At 62.2% G+C, this 18,998-nt stretch carries 16 protein-coding genes and 1 tRNA gene; 8 read left to right on the top strand and 9 right to left on the bottom strand.

Annotation, left to right across the window (positions count from 1 at the left end; translation table 11 throughout):
- Nucleotide 1 precedes the first annotated feature (1 nt).
- Nucleotides 2-1,129, top strand: a complete 1,128-nt coding sequence (queG, locus tag KF838_08480) for a tRNA epoxyqueuosine(34) reductase QueG (GenBank protein QYK46821.1) — start codon at nucleotides 2-4, stop codon at nucleotides 1,127-1,129.
- On the opposite strand, the gene KF838_08475 is transcribed toward queG, so the two are convergent.
- On the bottom strand, nucleotides 1,098-2,330 hold the full coding sequence (locus tag KF838_08475; GenBank protein QYK46820.1) for a hypothetical protein: 1,233 nt from the start codon (nucleotides 2,328-2,330) through the stop codon (nucleotides 1,098-1,100). The two genes, queG and KF838_08475, sit on opposite strands and share 32 nt — an antisense overlap.
- Before the next feature lie 133 nt (nucleotides 2,331-2,463).
- Here KF838_08475 and KF838_08470 point away from each other — a divergent pair, with 133 nt between their 5' ends.
- Complete coding sequence (locus KF838_08470; GenBank protein ID QYK46819.1) at nucleotides 2,464-3,300, top strand: PEP-CTERM sorting domain-containing protein; 837 nt, start codon at nucleotides 2,464-2,466, stop codon at nucleotides 3,298-3,300.
- Nucleotides 3,301-3,303: 3 nt separating this feature from the next.
- Here the strand turns inward: KF838_08470 and speB are convergent, their stop codons facing one another.
- A complete protein-coding gene (gene speB / locus KF838_08465; protein ID QYK46818.1) occupies nucleotides 3,304-4,275 on the bottom strand; it encodes an agmatinase in 972 nt (323 codons plus the stop codon).
- A gap of 90 nt (nucleotides 4,276-4,365) precedes the next feature.
- Here speB and KF838_08460 point away from each other — a divergent pair, with 90 nt between their 5' ends.
- The 4 genes from KF838_08460 (at nucleotide 4,366) to KF838_08445 (ending at nucleotide 7,566) form a co-directional block, all read left to right on the top strand.
- Nucleotides 4,366-5,352 (top strand): MBL fold metallo-hydrolase, encoded by a 987-nt coding sequence (locus tag KF838_08460; GenBank protein ID QYK46817.1) that lies wholly within the window; start codon nucleotides 4,366-4,368, stop codon nucleotides 5,350-5,352.
- Between the two features lie 66 nt (nucleotides 5,353-5,418).
- On the top strand, nucleotides 5,419-6,108 hold the full coding sequence (locus KF838_08455) for a hypothetical protein (protein QYK46816.1): 690 nt from the start codon (nucleotides 5,419-5,421) through the stop codon (nucleotides 6,106-6,108).
- Complete coding sequence (gene tilS / locus KF838_08450; protein QYK46815.1) at nucleotides 6,108-7,232, top strand: tRNA lysidine(34) synthetase TilS; 1,125 nt, start codon at nucleotides 6,108-6,110, stop codon at nucleotides 7,230-7,232. Before KF838_08455 ends, tilS begins: the two co-directional genes overlap by 1 nt.
- Before the next feature lie 22 nt (nucleotides 7,233-7,254).
- Nucleotides 7,255-7,566, top strand: coding sequence for a hypothetical protein (locus KF838_08445; protein QYK46814.1), 312 nt, complete (start codon nucleotides 7,255-7,257; stop codon nucleotides 7,564-7,566).
- A 25-nt stretch (nucleotides 7,567-7,591) separates the two neighbouring features.
- Here the strand turns inward: KF838_08445 and KF838_08440 are convergent, their stop codons facing one another.
- The 5 genes from KF838_08440 to KF838_08420 all read right to left on the bottom strand — a co-directional run bounded on the left by KF838_08440 (nucleotide 7,592) and on the right by KF838_08420 (nucleotide 12,579).
- Nucleotides 7,592-8,170 (bottom strand): SCO family protein, encoded by a 579-nt coding sequence (locus KF838_08440; protein ID QYK46813.1) that lies wholly within the window; start codon nucleotides 8,168-8,170, stop codon nucleotides 7,592-7,594.
- Nucleotides 8,171-8,319: 149 nt separating this feature from the next.
- A complete protein-coding gene (locus KF838_08435) occupies nucleotides 8,320-9,072 on the bottom strand; it encodes an ABC transporter permease (GenBank protein QYK46812.1) in 753 nt (250 codons plus the stop codon).
- Nucleotides 9,069-10,145: an ABC transporter ATP-binding protein gene (locus KF838_08430; GenBank protein QYK46811.1), complete on the bottom strand. Its 1,077-nt coding sequence runs from the start codon at nucleotides 10,143-10,145 to the stop codon at nucleotides 9,069-9,071. The genes KF838_08435 and KF838_08430 overlap by 4 nt, the downstream gene beginning before the upstream one ends.
- Nucleotides 10,146-10,175: 30 nt before the next feature.
- Nucleotides 10,176-11,144 carry a heme o synthase gene (cyoE, locus tag KF838_08425; GenBank protein ID QYK46810.1) on the bottom strand — a complete coding sequence of 323 codons (969 nt, stop codon included), beginning with the start codon at nucleotides 11,142-11,144 and terminating at the stop codon, nucleotides 10,176-10,178.
- 142 nt (nucleotides 11,145-11,286) lie between these two features.
- Nucleotides 11,287-12,579, bottom strand: a complete 1,293-nt coding sequence (locus KF838_08420) for an endonuclease/exonuclease/phosphatase family protein (GenBank protein QYK46809.1) — start codon at nucleotides 12,577-12,579, stop codon at nucleotides 11,287-11,289.
- 72 nt (nucleotides 12,580-12,651) lie between these two features.
- On the opposite strand from KF838_08420, the gene KF838_08415 reads away from it, so the two are divergent.
- Together KF838_08415 and KF838_08410 are read left to right on the top strand one after the other, a co-directional pair.
- A tRNA-Arg gene (locus KF838_08415) sits at nucleotides 12,652-12,725 on the top strand.
- Nucleotides 12,726-13,090: 365 nt separating this feature from the next.
- On the top strand, nucleotides 13,091-15,886 hold the full coding sequence (locus KF838_08410; protein QYK46808.1) for a hypothetical protein: 2,796 nt from the start codon (nucleotides 13,091-13,093) through the stop codon (nucleotides 15,884-15,886).
- A 118-nt stretch (nucleotides 15,887-16,004) separates the two neighbouring features.
- Here KF838_08410 and KF838_08405 read toward each other — a convergent pair whose 3' ends face one another.
- Together KF838_08405 and dxs are read right to left on the bottom strand one after the other, a co-directional pair.
- Nucleotides 16,005-16,880 (bottom strand): NAD(+)/NADH kinase, encoded by an 876-nt coding sequence (locus KF838_08405; protein QYK46807.1) that lies wholly within the window; start codon nucleotides 16,878-16,880, stop codon nucleotides 16,005-16,007.
- Nucleotides 16,881-16,906: 26 nt separating this feature from the next.
- Nucleotides 16,907-18,931 carry a 1-deoxy-D-xylulose-5-phosphate synthase gene (gene dxs, locus KF838_08400; GenBank protein QYK46806.1) on the bottom strand — a complete coding sequence of 675 codons (2,025 nt, stop codon included), beginning with the start codon at nucleotides 18,929-18,931 and terminating at the stop codon, nucleotides 16,907-16,909.
- Between the last annotated feature and the right edge of the window lie 67 nt (nucleotides 18,932-18,998).

The following is an 18,998-nucleotide window of genomic DNA, read 5'->3' as shown; positions in this document are numbered from 1 at the left end:
GATGGCCGCCGTTCCTGAGGAAGTATCACGCAAGGTCTTGGCCCGGTGCCGCGAGATGGGATTCGCCCTCGCCGGCATCTGCGCCGCGGACCCGAGCGCACGTGCCTCAGAATTGATTTCGTGGCTGGAAGCGTGCCAGCACGGCGACATGGACTTCATGACGGAGGCCGTCGACGTCCGGCTCTCCCCAGGCCGCCTGCTCGAAGGGGCTCGATCGTTCGTCATGGTGGCCGACTTGTACGCGGCGCGGGGCGAACCTGGCGATGCTGCAGTTGATGCGAGCGCGGGCAGGATCGCGCGATATGTCCGGGGGGACGATTACCACCGGATCATGAAGCGACGACTCCATGCGTTGTGCGATTCACTACGACCCGAGCACCCGGGCCACAAGTTCCGCTCGTTCGTGGACACTGCTCCAGTGATGGAACGAGAACTTGCCGAACGCTGCGGCATGGGCTGGACCGGCAAGAACACCATGCTCATCCACCCAACTCTCGGCAGTTACATGGTGCTTGCGGGCTTCGCGACAACGCTTGAACTTGTCGTGCCGCCCCGCCAAGAAAGAATGCATGACCACTGCGGCACATGCACCCGCTGCATCGACGCGTGTCCGACGGATGCCTTGACGCCATATCGCCTTGACGCGCGGCGGTGCATCTCGTACCTGACGATCGAGCATCGGGAGCGTGTCTCGGCGGAGTTCCACGCCGCGATCGGAGAGTGGTTGTATGGATGCGACATCTGTCAGGAGGTCTGCCCGCACAATGCGCCCACGCCGCACGGCGTCCGAAGCAGTGTCGGGTTGGTTCTCGATGCGTACACACCGAAGCGAAATTCCTTCGATCTGCTCGATGTGCTCGGTTGGGACGAGAACGAACGTCGTGGTGCGTTCAACTCCTCGGCGATGAAGCGAGTGACTCTCACGATGATGAAACGCAACGCGATCATCGTGCTCGGCAACCGGGCACGCACCGAGAGCGACCCGAAGAGGCACCATCGGCTTCGTGAGGCGATCGTCGGCCTTATGTGGAGCGCGAAGGAACCCGAGTTGGTCAGAGCCACCGCCAAGGCAGTGTTGAGAGAGATCGATGCTGCGATCAGAGACCCCGCCGGTGAGGCCTCGGAGTAATCAAGAGACGCGAGCCCAGCATCACCGCCATGCCGGGAAGCAGCCACCACGTCTCCCGCTCGACGAAGCCAAGCCAGAAGCAGGGAGCGGCCAGTGCCACAACGAGGACGAGGACACGGAGCTTCTTCCGTCCACGAGACCCTCGCGGACCAGCATGGCCATCTCGGGTTGGTATCGAGACGAGCCAGACGTACCCGGGAAAGACGAGTCCATAGAAGGACATGAAGATCCTGTACCACACCAGTTTCTGGTGCTCGTCTGAGAGAGCGGGGGGGCCAGCGATGTCCGGTCTCCACGCTGCGAGCCAGCCAAGCGCGATCACCGCTACGGATGCCAGGAACATGGCCAGGAAACGACCCCATGGCCCGGATGATGGCCGGTGCAGCTCTCGGAGATGGAAGGCGATGGTTGCCGTGGATTGAGCGGTCAGATGCAGCAGCAGAGCAAGGAGCAGTGTCTGGTTCGGGAGGGTGGTGCTCTTATCAAGACGAGGGGTGAACACGGGCGCGTAAGCGATCGTGAAGAGAATCATGGCGAGGAAGAAGATCGCGAATCCGATCCCGAACGCCAGGGGTGATTCTGTCCCTGTCAGGTTCTGGCGTGCGCGATGGAACGTCAGATCGAGGTACGGGCACAGCAAGAAGCCGAAGACGCACGCCGGGGCGAGCATCAGCGCAGCCGCGGCTGGCTGGCGGAACGACCTGAGCAACTCGGCTGCGAGCGGGTCAGCATCAGGAGCCGGGATCCAGCCGCGTGCGATGAACGTTGAGATGACTCCGACACTGATCGCGTAGGTGATCAGCGCGGTCGCTCGTGGTCGGTCGAGCCAGGAGAGAACCAGTGGCGCGAGAAGCACAACGCTCGTCGCGAGCATCCCCCGGTTGAGCAATTCGAGCGGGTAGATCACTGCGAGAACAAACGCGAGATGGAATAAGGCGGTGACGAGACTGAAGGTGACACACGCCGCCCGATGGCGCTGGACAAATCGCCGGCTGGCTTCCGGGCTCATGATGAGCCACCCCATGGCCGCGGCACCCAGAACGTTCGGAACCGCGAATGCGATGTAGCCAAGCGGACCAAAGTCACGCAGGAGCAGAATCGGCAGGAACATGCCGATGCACCATGTCCATGACACGGCGAGGTAGATCGCCCATCCGAGGACCGCTCCCACACGCACACCTTGACCATGAACCCGGATCATGCCGCGGAGTGTAGGGAATCGTGACTGGTTCGCTTTTTTGGACCAAACCGGTTGACGAATGCCGAACGTCAGTCACACTGGAAGAGCCACGATGGCTCGGAGTGCGTCTGTTTATCTGAAAGGGGTCACAGAGATGTGGAATCGATGCCTCGCTGCCGCAGTCGGAGTGTCCGCCGCGACCCTTGTTGCCGACGCCGGCCATACCCGCAACATCATGATCACGGGCTATTGGCCTCAGACCAACAACATGGTGCGCCAGTTCAGCGCGAATCCTGAGCAGAACCCGCTCGGCTGGGTGGGGGAAAACTGGGAGGGACGCGGGTACAACATCTACTCCTACTTCCCCGAGTTCCCCGGCCAGACCGGCCCGAACTGGGGGAGGGGTGTCGGCGACTTTGAGGTTGACTACCAGGACACCGTAGCCGATTGGCATCGCATTACAGACGAGCTCAAGCCGGCGGCGATCATCACCTTCAGCAGGGGCAATCCCGGCAGCTCATGGGAGATCGAGACTCGTCATCGCAGACGTGCACAACACCTCTGGGCTCCGGACTACAGCGCGCCCTCATTGCCTGATCTGGACTCGCCGATTTTCCAAGCCCTTCCCGTCGGCACGGATCTGTATTCCTCTCTCCCGAAAGAGCAGATACGCGACGCGGTCGCGGCGGCCGGAATCATCAACGATGTCTACCTCGACACCACCGGCACGGGCGGCAACTTTCTCTCCGAGTTCATCGGTCTTCATGGGGTGTGGTACCACTCGATGAATAACAGCGAAGACGCCGCGTACAGAAACTTTGCCGCGGGACACATCCACGTCGGGATCGACACCCCGTTTGATGCAGCAGTGCTCGCCACCGAGATCACCCTCCGCACGCTCACAGACTATCTCGACAGCGTAATACCCGCCCCGACGACGCTCGTCGCGATGGGGATGGGTCTTGCGTTCGTCGGACGTCGGCGCAGGTGATCGTCAGGCGTTTATCTTGCGGCGTGCGGCGTCGAGCGCGATCAACTCGAAGATGACGTGTGATGCAAGCAGGGATGTGATTCCAGCTACATCTCGGTCGGGGAGCACCTCGACCACATCCGCTCCCACGATGTTCACCCCTCGGAGTGAACGAATCGTCGCGAGGGCCTCCGCGCTTGTGAAGCCGCCGATGGAGGGCGTGCCCGTGCCGGGTGCGTAGGCCGGGTCAACACAGTCGATATCGAATGTGATGTATGTCTCGCGTCCCTGCACGCGCTGGAGGAACTCACCGATCACTGATTGACCTTCGCTCCGCCATCGGTCGTAGGTGAGGAGTGTGATGCCCATCGACCTGGCGTAATCGAGATCATCGCGTCGATTCAGCGGCCCCTTGATGCCGATGCTCAGCATGGCGCCTGGGTCAACGAGGCCGTCCTCGATCGCACGACGGAAGGGGGAGGCGTGCCCCCAGCGCTCGCCCCACACCGTGTCCACGGTATCAAGGTGGCTATCGAAGTGAATGACGGCAAAGCCAGATCGCGGGGAGCCCCGTCGCTGCCATGTCGCACGAATGTTGGCGTAGGCGATCGAATGATCACCCCCGACCGCCATGAGTCGCGTGTGGGAGGGATCCCCGAGCGACGTCGCGAAAGCGGCTACAGCGTCGAGCGTCTGTTTGATGGCGTACGGATGCACCGGGGCGTCTCCGCCATCGGTCAGCGACAGCACCTCGCAGATGTCCACATCGTGTTCGATGGAGTAGGGCTTGACGTACTGGGATGCCTCTCGGATGGAGCGAGGGCCGAATCTCGTGCCCGGCCTGTAACTCACACCCCCATCGAATGGCACACCGTAGATCGCCCAATCGACTGGCAGACTCGACTGCTCGACGGTCTGGATGAGTGGGTAGCGGCAGAACGTACACGGGCCCGCGAAACGCGGCGTCGTCCGGGCGTCGGGGAGTCGGGTTCGCATGGGTTCAGTCTATCGGCAGTCGGCTCGATCAGCGTCAAGCAGAAGCCCGCTCAGCCCCGCGGGGCACGCGTCCGACCGTAGGATGAGACCATGGCCAACACCCCCCCGAGCGCCCACGCAGACGTCAGCGAGGACATCCGTTACCGTTGGACCCTCCTGCGAGCTGGCGGCTTCAAACTGGATGCTGGCAGTATGTTCGGGCTGATTCCACGCGTTGTATGGTCGAAATCGGTGCCGACCGACGCCCAGGGACGCATGGACGTTCACCACAACTGCATCCTTCTCGAGCGAGCGACGGACGTCCCAGGGGGACAGGTTGCGCCCCGGCGCATCCTTCTTGAATGTGGCACCGGCAACAAACTCGACGAGAAGATGTCGGCTGTCTTCGCGCTCGAGCCAAGGTGGGTCTGCGACGCGCTCCACGAAGTGGGGTGCGATGCGAAAGACATCGATCGCGTGATCGTGACCCACCTTCACTTCGATCATGCGGGCGGACTCACAAGGCGACCGATTGCGGGGGAATCTGGCGGCACACTGCACGCGGTTCCGACCTTTTCGAATGCAACGGTTCACGTGCAGGCAAGGGAATGGTCTGACGCCCTAGCGAACCGCAGTGTGATGACAAGGACCTATTACCGCGACCATCTCGAACCCATCGCTGATCGGGTCGTTCTGACCGATTCGCCTCGCCCCTTCCTGCCGGGTGCTGTCGTCGACCGGGAGGCCGATCCGTCGGTGCCTTTGGAGGCCAGGATGTCGGAAGTCGCTCCTGGCGTTCAGGTCTTCCAGGTGCCGGGCCACACATGGGGGCAACAGGCGATGACCTTCAAGGACACCTCGGGACGGACAGTCGTCTTCGTTCCTGATGTGATGCCCACCGCCGCTCATGTGGGGGCTGCGTATTCGCTTGCCTATGACGTCGAGCCCTACACCTCGATGGTCTCAAAGCGGTGGTTCTTGCGCGAGGCCTCTGACAGAAAGTGGACGATCGTGCTCGATCATGAGCCGGGAAACCCAGTCCGAACGGTGGAACCCGACGGCAAGGGGTGGTTTCGGTTACCGGAATCCTCTGCCTAGGTACACGCCTCCGCGTCGAACCCTACACTTGGCTTCTGGCAATTGGCTTCTGGAGCCGCCCCCCGCGTGTCGCAGACTACACCATCCAATCCGACCCTTCCTCCCCCGATCGACGATCAGACCGCTCGTCCAGACGCTGCCCATCGCGGAGATGTGCAGATTGCTCCTGTTGCGACCGAGTCTTGCGCCGTCCCTGCCGAAACGCTGGCGGTCCGCCGGAAGAAGCGAACCCTCGCCGAGAGGGTCGAGGCGTATGTCAGCCGTCTTTCGGCCAAGAACAACTTCTGGCACCGCGTTACTTCCTTGATCTGGCTGCCCTATGCGTTCCGGTCCGGCATCAAGATGAAGCGGATCGACGGGAAGACATTCGAGGCGGTGCTCCCATTCCGCCGCTTCAACCGGAACTGGTACAACGCGATGGCGGGTGCCGCGCTCCTCGGGAACGCCGAGATCGCTGGGGGCATGTACGTCTTCGGCATCTGCGGCGGCGACTACACCGTCGTCTGCAAGCACCTTGAGTACAAGTTCCTCCGCCCGTGCTTCGGCCCCGCACGTTACCTGATCACTCCCCACGAAGTGGTCGAGGATCTTGTCCGTCGCGGCGGGGAGTTCAACATCACCATCACGATGGATGTTCATCAGCAGCTGAACAAGCCGGGTGAGAAGCCCAAGCGCGTCGGGCGAGCAATCGCGACGTTCCACGTCACGCCGAAATTGCACCACAAGCAGAAGAAAGCCGCGCGAGCGAGCAAGTGATGAGCGATGCCGCTCCCAGGGGTGCGATCTCACGGGATCCTGCGGTTCGGCGGATCATCGCGACCCACCGAGAGCTCACGCACCGGTGTTCAGGGATCGACCGCGACGCTGAGAGGGGCACACTTGTCGCATGTTCAGGCGGCGCTGACTCTGTCGCGCTCGCCGTGGCTCTTTCGTGCGTGTCGATCCCGATCACCATCGGGCATGTTCGCCACGACATCAGGCCCGATCATGAGACCGCTGCCGACCGGGATCATGCCCTCAAGGTCGCTGAAACACTCGGAGTTCGCTTTGTTGAGGCGGCAATCTCCGTGCGAGGTCTCCCGGGTAATGCCGAGTCGAACGCGCGGCATGCGAGATACGCCGCGCTCGCGGACATGGCGGCGGCGGGCGGCCTTGCGTTTGTTGCGGCAGCACATCACGCGGATGACGTGCTCGAGACCATCCTTATGCGATTGATGCGAGGTGCCGGGCCCAGCGGACTCGCAGGACCCGCGCCCGCACGCAGGATCGGACTCGCGAGTTCTCGTGCCGGGCGCACGATCTGGCTTCTTCGTCCCATGCTCGGCGTCGGACGGGCAGACGCTGAGCGGATCTGCCGTCTGGCGAATGATGGGCGAGGGTTCTCGTGGGTCACGGATCAGACCAACACCGACCTCCGATTACTCAGGAACGCGGTCCGTGCGCGGGTCGCCCCGATCCTGAAAGAGCTTGCGCCGGGTGTCGAGATCAGGGCGAGCAGAGCCGCCGAACTGATGCGGGAAACCGCTGGCGTTCTGGATGATCGTGCCGACCAGATCCTGAAGGCCGCTGTCCGCTCACCGGATTCGGTCATCGTGCCTCGTGTGTTGCTCGCAGGGGAACGAGGCGTGGTCGTCGGGGCGGTCATCCGGCGCGTGATCAGCGACTTGACTCGTGGACGATTCCTGGATCGGATTCGAGCGGCCGAGCTCAGCAGACTCATCCGAGCGATCAGGGACGGTAAAGGGGGGTCACGGGAGTTTGGCTGGGGCAGGAACTCAGGGGTTCGTGTGACCGTCGAGCGAGATGGCGTTGTCATCGAAGCAAGAGGAGACAAGAGTGGGAGCGAAACGGATTGTGCTCGTAGGCCACTGCGGACCTGACTCGTTCGCGTTGCGATCAGCGATGCAGAGCTTCGTGCCGGGTGCTGTCGTTGAGTCCGCAGATGATGACGACTCGGCCTACAAGGCCGCTCTTGCGAGCGATCTGCTCGTGATCAACCGGCTTCTGGACGGGGATTTCAGCGCGGCTTCCGGCGTCGAGCTCATCAGGGAGCTGGGCTTGCGTGGAGCGGCCTCACGGCTGATGCTCGTGAGCAACCATCGCGATGCCCAGGAAGAAGCCGAGTACGCGGGAGCGGTGCCCGGTTTCGGCAAGCGCGATCTCTACGCGGAATCAACCCGCAAACGAGTGCGGGACGCGCTGGGCATGGAGTAGACATCTCGGAAGCTCGAGCTTCGTGCTAGCGCTTCTGAACCATCCGTGCCCCGGATTCTGCGCGGCGTTTGAGCGCGTCGAGTGCGCTCATGTCGCTGAACGGGTAGAGGGCGAGCAACTGTCTCTCCGGTCCGATGAGAAAGAGCCGCGACGGATGGATGATGTTGTTCATCACGCTGCCGTCGGCAAGGGTGATCGGCCGAGAAGGATCGTCCTGCAGCTCGAACTTGAGACTCTCGGAGACGATCCGCTTGATCTCGGCTTCTTCGCCTGTCAGCCACGTCCAGCGTGCATGGTCAACACCGATTTTGTCAGCGTGCGCCTTGAGCACCTCAGGGACGTCATTCCGCGGGTCAACACTGATTGAAGCAAAGCGGACAGAAGTTCCGACCAATTGTGACTGGAGCATCAGCATGGCCGCGTTCATGCCGGGACAGACGAAGGGGCAGTTCGTGAAGGAGAAATCGAGAATCGTGATACGTCCGTCGAAGATCGTTTGGTCAACCGGCTTTCCGAACTGGTCAACGAGGTGGAAGTCGGGAATGACCAGCCCCTCAAGACCCTCATCGGCTTCGAGCGGCGAGGCGGGCACAACCGTATTCATGTTCGATGGGGCCGACACCCGCTTCGGGCGCATCGAGTACATGATTCCCGAGGTCACAACGACAGTCACTGTGGCGATCAGCGCGTGAAAGAGCAGGCGTGGAATGCGTGGTGCCGGACGGTCAGCATCAGATGTGCGTTGAGTCTCGTTCATCGTTGGCGACGGCCTCGGCCGATGGTCACACTCGCGGCAAGTAGCCCCGCGACGGCGAACATGATCGTAGCGCTCCAGAGCAGCCACCACGGCTCAGATGGCCGCGCCGTCGCAAACACGCCTTGTATCGTTCGGATCGGCCATGAGAGCGGATTCGCGAGGGCGACCACACGCAGCCAGGCGGATGAAGTCTCAAGCGGGAAGAGGCCGCCCGAGAGCAGCCACATCGGCATCAGCACAAGATTCATCACCCCATGAAAGCCCGAGATCGAATCGACACGCCACGCGAGTGCGAGCCCGAGCCCGTTGATACCGACAGCGATGCACGCGAGCGGGACCAGCGAGCCCGCCACTTGAACGAGCCCGATCTGAGGTTCGATGAATGCCACGGGGAGAATCAGCACCGCGCCATGAGCGAACGCAACGACTGAACCCGAGATGACCTTCGAGAACGCAATCAGCTCGCGCCGGGCAGGGCTCACGAGTGCCGCCTGCAGAAAACCGGACTGGCGATCCTCGATCAGGGAGATCGCACCGAAGATCGATGCGAACACGATGGTGAGAGCCGCCATCGCCGGCGCAAGGGTCACGGTGTACGACACACCCTCATTACTTCCGATCGCATCCGCAAAGCCGGAGGCAAGAAAGACCCAGATCATGGCTGGAGTGCCTATGCTGGCAGCGATGCGAGAGGGCTGGCGCAGGAATCGGGTGAACTCGCGCCCGACAAGCGCGGAGATCGCGTTCATGACGATGCCTCCGGGCCGAGATCAGGCGAAGTGTCGGATACCTGCGTCAGCGACTCCCCTGTGGCAAGGACATATGCGTCTCCGAGAGTGGGGGTGGAGAGCTCGAACGACAATCCCGATTCGCTCAACGAGCTGATGACCCCGGCGAGCCATGCACACTCCTCGTGCAGCCCGATGCAAATGTCTCTCGTTGTTGTCGCTCCTGCCTCGCGTTGAATCAGTTGTTGTGGGGCTGCGGCGAGGCACCGGGCCGCGAGAGTGCTGTCCGATTCGCTTCGGATCCAGATTCGCAGGCGACGCTTCGCGACGCGATCTCGCAGTTCTTCCGGGCTTCCATCCGCGACCACCTTCCCGCGGTGCATCATCACCACACGATCGGCGCCTTCGGCCTCGTCCATCATGTGGGTGGCCATGATCGTTGTCGGACGAGGGTCGATCGAGTCCATCTCACGCGCAAGCAGCCGCATGAACTCCTCTCTCGCCAAGAGATCGAGTCCGGCCGTCGGCTCATCGAGCAGCAACAGGGAGGGCCTCGCGAGCATCGCCCGGCAGAGATCCACTCGTCGAATCAGGCCGCCGGACAGCGTCGACACGCGATCGTCGAGCCGATCCGCGATGCCGAGCCGCGTGCTGAGCGAGGTGATGCGGTCGCGGGCGGCCTCCGGCTTGAGCTCGCTGATTGCGCCCGCCAGCACAAGGTTCTCACGAACAGTCAGCAGCCGGTCAAGGCCAGGTGACTGAAAGGCAACGCCGAGCGCGGACCTGTAGGCGCGATGAGAAGCTCTGCTCTCATGGGGATCGATTCCCGCGCATCGGATCCGCCCGGAATTCGGTGTGTCGCTGAGCGAGAGGATGCGCAAGAGCGTGGACTTTCCCGAGCCATTCGGGCCGAGGAGCGCGACGAACGAGCCCCGCTCGATGGTGAGTGAGACAGGACCGATCTCTTTCGACTTCGCCTTGTCGCGGGCTCGTCCATACACCCGTGTGATGCCGCTGAGTTCCAACGGCTGGCGGCAACTCTCACTCTCGTGCTGTGAGTGTTGCGGGGTAGGGTTGGAACGATCGGCTTGCATGCGTCCGAGCGTGAGGCGGGAGAAGCCAGATCAGAGGAACGCGTGCACAAACGCATCCAGCACCATTGCGATGAGCAGCAGGGGCAAGTGAATAATCGATGCAAGGAAGAGACGTCGAGCGGACTTCCGCGAGCGGTCCCGTGCCATGCTGAGCGCCAGCGCGAGGAACGCCAGTCCGGTCACCCCGGCCACGCTCATGTACAACGCTCCGAGGAGTTCCGGCATCGCCCAAGCCGGCCAGAGTGTCGCCGGCAGAAGAGCGATCGAAGTCAGAACGATGGCCGCTGCCGTCTTACGACCGCTCGGATCGATCATCGGCAACACGCGATAGCCGCCGTGGGCATAGTCCTCGCGGTAGAGCCACGCAATCGCCCAGAAGTGCGGCAACTGCCAGATCGTCATGAGGACAAAGAGCGAGACACCCCCGGGTGCCAGCACGTCTCCGCTCACAGCCCCCGCGCTCGTCCAGCCGATCAAGGGAGGGAGCGAACCCGGGATCGTGCCGACCAGCGTTGCTAGCACGGTGCGCGTCTTCAGTGGCGTGTACGCGAGAATGTACGAGAGCATGCACGCGAGCGACACCAGCATGGGGATCATGCCGACTGTGAGCCATAGCGTGAGCAGCCCGAGAGCGCAGAGTGATAAGCCCGCCGTTCGAACTGCCGATGCGGTGATCTGACCAGCAGGAATCGGACGCATCGCTGTGCGGGGCATGCGCGCGTCGCGATCACGTTCAAGCCACTGGTTGAGGGCGTTCGCGCCAGCGGCAGAGAGAAACGTCCCGATCGTACAGCCGCAAAGAGCGAGGACGAGTTCCGGCGAGGTCCATCCGCGGCCGAGGGCGGCCATCGCAAAGCCCACGAGTGCTGTAATCGTCACGAGACGGGTGATGCCCGGCTTGGTCGTCGCGACGATTGCACTCCAGAATGAGCGCGGCACAACGACTGCGCCACCAACGCTGTCGAGCTTGCTCGTGATCGTGGAAGGGTGCTGTGTCAACGCTGCACGAATCGTCGGGCGATAGCCGTCCTGTTCAACAGCACACATTGCTGTCTGACGGCAATTTCAATCCGAGAGTATACACCTTCCTCGGTATCCATGCATCGCCTTGGGCGTGAGATGCATCGCGGGACGGGCACCATCATGGAGGGGGAATCCGCAAGTCCATCCACACCGGGAAGTGATCGGAAGGAAAGGGCTTGTCCACCGGTTCGGGGTTGGATCTCCACACGCCCGCCCGAAGTGGTTCGAGGGTGCGCGAGGGCAGCACGTAATCGACTCTCAGCTTGAACATGGCGGTGTCGCTCGGCTCGAGCCCCGGGACAGCGAGGTCCGAGACGGGCGTGATGGATGAGTTGATCCGCGTGTTCGCGAAGAGGTTTCGTTTGATCGGATTCTTGAAGGAGTTGCCCTTCTCGGGATCGGCGTTCAGATCCCCAAGGATCACAAAGTGAGCGTCAGGGTCGAGCCCTCCGGGCTGACTCCGATCGTCGACGATGTATGCCGCACCATCGAGATAGTCGGCCCAGAATCGGATCTCATCGTGGTTCCGCTTCTGGTTCCGCATCTCCGGGCCGTCAAATGCGGGCGGTGTCGGATGTGAACAGAGCAAGTGGATCATCTGGCCGTTCGGCAGGCGCACCGGAATGTCCCAGTGCGATTTCGAACTCAATCGGAAGATGGCCCACTCTTCGGCGTCGTACCACGGCTCGTTCGTCTCGGGGAGGCGCGGCACGAACGCACCTGGCACATAGTCCCACGGCATGAGCCGGAACGTACGAACGCGGTCGCTCACGATCTCGAGGCGTTCGTCAACCAAGAGCGCCATGCCGTATTGACCCGGAAAGGTACCAAAGCCCCATGCGTCGTTGCCGTACGCGCGCTGCTCGTTGGTTTGTCTCGGTGGAGTGCCCTCCGGGTTCGACGGCATCGGATGTGGAAAGGTCGAAACAACGCGGCCGTCGTTATCAAGATCGAAACCGCTGTGCATCCCTGTATTGACCGGCGCCATGAACGCGCGGTAACGGATGCCAGACTGAGAGTGATCCTCAGCCGAGTGGACGAACATCTCGACGAATCGCTGCGCGAGTTGGCCCGGCTGGTCGCCCTCGCGAAAACCGGGCGAGCCGGGGCCGTCGTATGCGATCTCATTCAGGAGGATGATGTTTGGACGCATCTCGCGGATCACGGATCCGATTCGTCTCAGTCGTGGGTGGTTAGGGTCGGATAGGTCTGACTCTCGGATGTCCTCGACGTTGAACGTCGCGACACGGATGTCGACAGGTGCGGACCATGCTGAGGATGCCGCAGCGGTACAGGTCTGGCCCTGCGAGGGCAGCAAAGCAACAGCCACGAGCGAGGCAAACACCACGCTGAGTGTTGCAAGCAGGAGATGGGGGACTCGTCCGAGCGTGTATCCGTTCTTGGGCATCATTCCTCCATTGTTCCCGCGTGGAGTGCCGGCATGGCTGTTTCCTGCCCGTCTCTCGAATACACTCAGATCACTGCCCCCGTAGCTCAGTTGGATAGAGCAACGGATTTCTAATCCGTCGGTCGGAGGTTCGAGCCCTCCCGGGGGCGTTCAAGACGGTGCTTGTGGATCGGGATCATCTTGCCGCAGACCTGAAGACCGTGTGAACGGGTTTATCGGACGTTCCGCGGCCGGCACTTGCCTGCTATGCCAAGCGGCTCGACTCGCTCGCTTTGGATCACGGATCAATTGATTCACGATTCGTTAGGTATTAGGGCACTTTTTGCGTGCTTCTGAGGCGATCGCCTCACATGCGGGAACCGCCGGTTTAGGACGGCCGAACAGCCGATCAATACGGGCGGTCATTTCTCTCGCTCATTCTGGGCGCGGGTGCCGTTCTGAATCCCGGTTTGTTGCGGCGGTGCTTCCGGGGCACGAGAGAGTTTCCCTCACACCCAAATCTGGAGTTAGCGTGATGAGAGTACGTGGAGCAACCGGGATTGCGGCGGCGATGCTCGTGCTCGTGGCAGGTACGGCCACTGCGACCAATCAGACAAATGGACTTACGGGAGCGGCGGGCGTGAAGTTCGCTGAGCTTGAGCTTGAGTTCCCTGGAGCCAGAGTCCTCACAGAGGGGACAAACATCAAGATGGTGTACGGCGTGCCGATGTCGGGGGGCGCTACACCAGATGCCGCGGCTGAAGCGTGGCTCGCCTCGTACGCCTCGGTTTGGGGCATTTCGCCTTCCGATCTCGAGATCGATCGCGCGCACGAGATCTCGAATGGTCGCTTCACCGTCTTCGCATACAAGCAGACGATGAACGGCCTGCCCGTCGAAGGCGGGATCGCCCGGATCGTCGTGAACAACGCGCTCGGCAAGGTTGTTCTCGCCTCGTCCAAACTCGCCGACCGCCCCGCTGACGGCTTTGCTGCTCTCGCGATGGACGCAGAGCAGGCGGTTCAGATCGCCGCGGCTCACCCGATGTTCCGCTCCTATGGCAACTGGACTATCCCCGAGCTGGTCGTTTGGGCCGACGCGGAAGGTCGCCGCACGACGGAGGCCTGGAAGTTCGAGGGTGGCCATGACCTTCCCGGCGACTTCCAATGGCGCACGTTCTTTGTTGACACGGCGACGGGGGTGATCCTGGAAGCCAGAGACGAGGTCTACACGATCGATGTCTCAGGAAACGTCCAGGGCTTCGGCACACCCAACCTGCTCGCGCACAGCGCGGGCAATCCTCCGGCAAACCTCCCCATGCCGAAGATCCGCATGACGATCACCGGCGGGAACAACGCCTTCACGAACAGCAGCGGCAACTACACGATCGCCAATCCCGGATCGTCGGCCGTCACGGTCACGTCGAACCTCTCGGCTGGCCAGTGGGTCAACGTCAATCCGAACGGAATCGCCGAGCTTTCGGTGAGCGGCAGTGTCACGCCGCCCGGTCCCGGCAACTTCATCTTCGGTGACGGCTCGACTCTTGAGGGCAACGTCGCCCAGATCAACGCGTTCGTTCACACGACACTGACCCACGATTACATCAAGGACCGTGCGCCGGCTTTCACCGGTCTCGATATTGTCATTCCGGCGAACACGGGCGTCTCCGGCACCTGTAACGCCTTCTTTACCACGGGCGGTGGCGGTCCATCGATCAACTTCTACAACTCAGGCGGCGGCTGCAACAACACCTCTTTCAGCACGGTTGTCGCGCACGAGTACGGCCACTTCATCGTCAATCGCCTCGGCCTTTCGCAGAACGCCTTCGGTGAGGGCTTCGGTGACACCATGGCCATCATGATGTACGACACGGGTGTCGTCGGCCAGGGCTTCTTCACTGGTGGCGGCGCGATTCGTAACCCGGCTTCAGCCAATCAGCAGTACCCCTGCTCCTCCTCAGCAATTCACACCTGTGGTCAGATCCTCGGTGGCACCTGGTACGAGCTGACCGAGAACTACCAGTCGTTCTACGGCACTGCGACCGGCCTCGATCTCGCTCGTCAGCTCAACGTCGACTGGGCAATGATCACGGTCGGTGGCAGCGGCACCTTGAACTCTGCCCACCCGGCGACTGCGATCGAGGTTCTGACCGTCGACGACGACAACGGAAATCTCAGTGACGGCACGCCGAACTACAGCCGGATCTGCAACGCATTCGGACAGCACGGGATCTCTTGCCCATCTCTCCAGCTCCTCGCCTTCACATACCCCAGCGGGCGTCCTGAGTACGTCACTCCCGGTGTTGCGGCCACCTTCCCTGTGATCGTCTCCGCAGTTGGTAGCACGCCTATCGCGGGCACCGGCGCGGTTGTCTACTCCATCAACGGGGGCAGCCAGACTCTCCTGCCCATGACGCAGAACTCGCCGAACAACTACACGGCTTCTCTGCCCATCGTCGCGTGTGGCGACAAGATCGAGTACTACATCCGTGCCCAGTCGGCCGCCGGATTCGCGTTCGATCCTTCAACGGCGACTTCCGACGGTGCCCGTTTCGTGGCGACCGGTGCGTACGGCGTTGAGATTCCGTTCGAAGACGACATGGAGATCAACCGTGGATGGACTGTCGGGGCTCCCGGTGACAATGCTACGTCCGGCATCTGGAACCGCATGGATCCGCAGGGAACAGCAGCACAGCCGGAAGACGACACCACACCGGCTCCGGGCGTGAACTGCTGGGTGACCGACGGCCGCGCCGGCTCCAGCATCGGTGAGTTTGACGTCGATAACGGCACGACGACCCTTGTCAGCCCCGTGATCAACCTTGATGGGGCATCCGGCGCGAAGATCTCCTACTGGCGCTGGTACTCCAACGACAAGGGCGCGGCTCCGAACGCAGACATCTTCGTGATCCAGATCTCGAACAACAACGGCTCCACCTGGACAACCGTGGAGACCGTCGGCCCAACGGGTCCGCAGGCCTCCGGCGGCTGGTACTTCCACGAGTTCAACGTCGGCGACTTTGTCGCCCCGACCTCGACCGTGCGCATGAGATTCCAGGCCTCGGACCTCGGCTCCGGCTCGATCGTCGAGGCCGCGGTTGACGATTTCAAGGTCACAGTGGTTGATTGCACACCGCCATGTGCTGCGGACATCAACGGCGGCGGACTGGATGTCACGGATCTTCTTGACTTCCTCGACGCCTTCGGCACCTGCGAGAATCAGCCCGCACCCTGCTCTTCCGGCGGCATCAGCGGCGACTTCAACGGGGATACGTTCGTTGATATCCTCGACTTCCTTGACTATCTCGACGCCTTCGGCACTGGCTGCGACTGAGTTCGAGTCATGATCTGATTCAACGCGACCGGGCGGTCCCATCGAGGGGCCGCCCGGTTTCATTGCGGGTGCCTTCATGAGGCGAGTTCGGCGCGTGAGATATCGCCTCGCTTCACTCTCAGCTGGGGCGCCTCTTCGGTGGCGCAGCCCAATGGAGACGCTCGATCAGTGTGCCCCAGTAGTCGGCGGATCGATTCCGCACAAACTTCGTGCGGCTCGCGTGACGCCTGAGAACGATGCGGTCTGCGTTTCCGAGCGGCTCTGACACCTGGCCGTCAAGCACGAGCGCGCATGTCTCGCCACCCGCGTCCGACGTCGCCCTCAACATCGATAACTCAATCACACTCGCGCCGGAGACCACGACAGGGCGGAAACTCAGCGAGTGAGGCGCGAGCGGTGTGATCGCAAAGGCGTCCGTATCCGGTGCGAGGATCGGACCTCCGGCCGAGAGGTTGTATGCGGTTGAGCCGATGGGCGTCGAGACAATCAGGCCATCTCCGCTGACGGAAGGACCCACACGCCCGTCGATAGATATCGAAAGCTCCATCATGTGGCGAGGGAGACCGTTGGCCACCACGGCCTCATTCAGCGCGGTCCCTGTGAGGCGGGGCGATTGCGAGCCGGGGCTGAAGACCTCGGCGTGGATCATCACGAGATCCCTCAGCGGCATCGGCCCATCACCTAGCAACGACGCGGCCTGGTGTCGGAACGACTCGAGGGTGAACTCTGCGATGTAACCGAGCCGGCCGAGATTGACCCCAAGCAACGGAACATCAAAGTCGATGAAACGCCTTGCCTGGGACAGCAGAGTCCCGTCGCCTCCGAGCACCACAAGAACATCCGCGCTCGCGCACAGAGGTCCCGGTGGTGTTTCCAGAGCATCCTCGACCCCCAAAAGAGTCGAGACCGATGCGATATCCGACACAAGGTCCTTCGCGACAGCGGTCGCTTCCGCGCTCCGAGGGTTCACCAGAAGCAGCACGCGCTTGGGCATGGTTGAGTGTACCTGCCAAACAGCGGTCAGACCTGCTCTGGGACAGGTGCTTGAGTCATCTCCGTGGTGTGCCCGGCCAAGGAGGTATCGGGACTCTCGCGTGCTGTCGGCTGAGAGCGGTCGAGCATCGTGCGGATCACGCGGGCGATTCCGGCGGCGTCAAGCCCGACCTCGGCGAGCTGCGACGAGCGCGGATCCTGATGGATCCATGAGTCCGGCAGCCCGTGGATGCGGATCCGAGACGTATCGAGGCCGAGTTCGGAGGCCGCTTCGAGCACGGCAGAGCCGAAGCCGCCGACAACGCTGTGATCTTCCAGCGTGAGAATCGGCACACGATCCAACAGCAGCTTCCTGATGAGTTCGCGATCGACCGGCTTTGCGAAGCGAGCGTCGTAGACCGATACGGCGTACTCGGGCGCGAGCTCCCTCGCCGCGACGAGGGCGTCTATCGCTGGGGTCCCGAACGCCAGAACGGCGATGTCCACGCGGGCCGCAGGAGCTGTAAGCAACCGTGCCTTGCCGAAAGCGAACGCCGGGCATGGCGAATCGGCCACGGCAGAGGAGACGTTGTCACGCGGATAGCGAACGGCCGAGAGGCCATCCTCAAACGTGCGCATGAATTCGAGCGACGCGATGAGGGACGGCTCGTCGATCGCCGCCATCATGCACGCGTTCGGCAGGGTGCGGAGGAGTGCAACATCGCAGAAGCCGTGGTGGACCGCGCCGTCGCCGCCAACCAAGCCCGCTCTGTCGAGGCAGAGGCGAACAGGGAGGCCCTGGAGCGCGGATTCCTGGAAGGCCTGATCGAAGGCACGCTGAAGGAACGTGCTGTAGACCGCGAAGAACGGCTTGTACCCCGTTTTGGCAAGTCCGGCCATCATGTCGAGGGCGTGGCTCTCGCAGATCCCTACGTCCCAGCATCGGTCAGGGAACTGGTTCATCACCCGCGTGAGGCCCGTGCCATCCGGCATCGCTGCTGTGCATGCAACGATTCGCTCGTCCCGCTCCATCATCGAGAGCATGGCCTCGCCGAAGGCGGTCGTGAACGAGCGGCCTTCCTTCTTCAACTCAACGCGGCATCCTTCACGGACGACCTCGCCATCGACGCTGAACGCGGGAGGAGAGTGGAACGTGCTCGCGTCTGCTTCGCTGAATGAGTAGCCCTTCCCCTTGATCGTCTTGACGTGCAGAACCATCGGGCGATCAAAGTCGCGGGCCTCCGTCAGAAACTCGATCAGAGTCCGCAGATCATGTCCGTCGATGGGGCCGACGGTGACAAGTCCGAACCTCTCGAACCACGAGTCCTCGGTCACCCACGCCTTGGTCGCCTCGCCCATGCGGTGGTACGCCTCTTCCAGCGCGGAACCACCCGGGACATGCTTCAGGATCTTGTGGGCGGATTTCTTGAAATCGCCGTAGAGCGTCGAGAGTCTGACCCGGTCGAAGTATTGTGAAACCGCGCCCTGTGGTTTGCTGATCGACATCCCGTTGTCATTCAGAACGACAAGGAACTGGCGTTTGAGCGTGCCCGCGTTGTTCAGCCCTTCCATCGCCACGCCATTCACGATCGAGGCGTCGCCGATCAGGGTGACCACCCGCCGGCCGTCGGTGCGAGCTTTGGGCTCGTATGACTCGCGATTGAGCGCATCGCCCCGCGCCATGCCCACTGCTGTTGAGATCCCCGTTCCCGCGTGCCCGACTCTGAACAGGTCGTAAGGTGACTCGCTCGGCTCCGGGAACCCTGCCATGCCCTTGCGGGTTCGCAGATCCGACAGCATCGAGAGACGCCCCGTGAGCAGCTTGTGGGGGTAGCACTGATGGCCGACATCGAAAAGAAGTCTGTCGTGACCGAAGTCGAAGACATAGTGCAACGCGATCGTCAGCTCGACCACACCGAGATTGGGCGCGAGGTGCCCGCCCGTTTTTGATACTTGGGCGACGATCGCCTCGCGAATCTCTTTGGCGAGACGCTCCAAGTCCTCTATCGAGAGTGACCGAAGGTCGCGTGGGGAACTCAGTCCGGCGAGGATGCGTGGTGGGATGTGGCTCAAAGGATTGGATCTTTCAATATGTACTGAAACAATTGTACCAGTCGCGGCCGAGGCCGGCCACGTCTAT

Source organism: Phycisphaeraceae bacterium, from assembly GCA_019454185.1.
Classification (GTDB): domain Bacteria; phylum Planctomycetota; class Phycisphaerae; order Phycisphaerales; family UBA1924; genus JAHBWV01.
The sequence above is the reverse complement of the archived record's forward strand: the minus strand, read 5'-3'. Positions and strand labels throughout refer to the sequence as shown.

What these genes read in the sequence shown, in the direction of transcription:
- queG (QYK46821.1), top strand. Translation starts at nt 2, where the DNA reads ATGGCCGCCGTTCCTGAGGAAGTATCACGCAAGGTCTTGGCCCGGTGC.
- KF838_08475 (QYK46820.1), bottom strand. Translation starts at nt 2,330, where the DNA reads ATGATCCGGGTTCATGGTCAAGGTGTGCGTGTGGGAGCGGTCCTCGGA.
- KF838_08470 (QYK46819.1), top strand. Translation starts at nt 2,464, where the DNA reads ATGTGGAATCGATGCCTCGCTGCCGCAGTCGGAGTGTCCGCCGCGACC.
- speB (QYK46818.1), bottom strand. Translation starts at nt 4,275, where the DNA reads ATGCGAACCCGACTCCCCGACGCCCGGACGACGCCGCGTTTCGCGGGC.
- KF838_08460 (QYK46817.1), top strand. Translation starts at nt 4,366, where the DNA reads ATGGCCAACACCCCCCCGAGCGCCCACGCAGACGTCAGCGAGGACATC.
- tilS (QYK46815.1), top strand. Translation starts at nt 6,108, where the DNA reads ATGAGCGATGCCGCTCCCAGGGGTGCGATCTCACGGGATCCTGCGGTT.
- KF838_08445 (QYK46814.1), top strand. Translation starts at nt 7,255, where the DNA reads ATGCAGAGCTTCGTGCCGGGTGCTGTCGTTGAGTCCGCAGATGATGAC.
- KF838_08440 (QYK46813.1), bottom strand. Translation starts at nt 8,170, where the DNA reads ATGAATACGGTTGTGCCCGCCTCGCCGCTCGAAGCCGATGAGGGTCTT.
- KF838_08435 (QYK46812.1), bottom strand. Translation starts at nt 9,072, where the DNA reads ATGAACGCGATCTCCGCGCTTGTCGGGCGCGAGTTCACCCGATTCCTG.
- KF838_08430 (QYK46811.1), bottom strand. Translation starts at nt 10,145, where the DNA reads ATGCAAGCCGATCGTTCCAACCCTACCCCGCAACACTCACAGCACGAG.
- KF838_08420 (QYK46809.1), bottom strand. Translation starts at nt 12,579, where the DNA reads ATGATGCCCAAGAACGGATACACGCTCGGACGAGTCCCCCATCTCCTG.
- KF838_08410 (QYK46808.1), top strand. Translation starts at nt 13,091, where the DNA reads ATGAGAGTACGTGGAGCAACCGGGATTGCGGCGGCGATGCTCGTGCTC.
- KF838_08405 (QYK46807.1), bottom strand. Translation starts at nt 16,880, where the DNA reads ATGCCCAAGCGCGTGCTGCTTCTGGTGAACCCTCGGAGCGCGGAAGCG.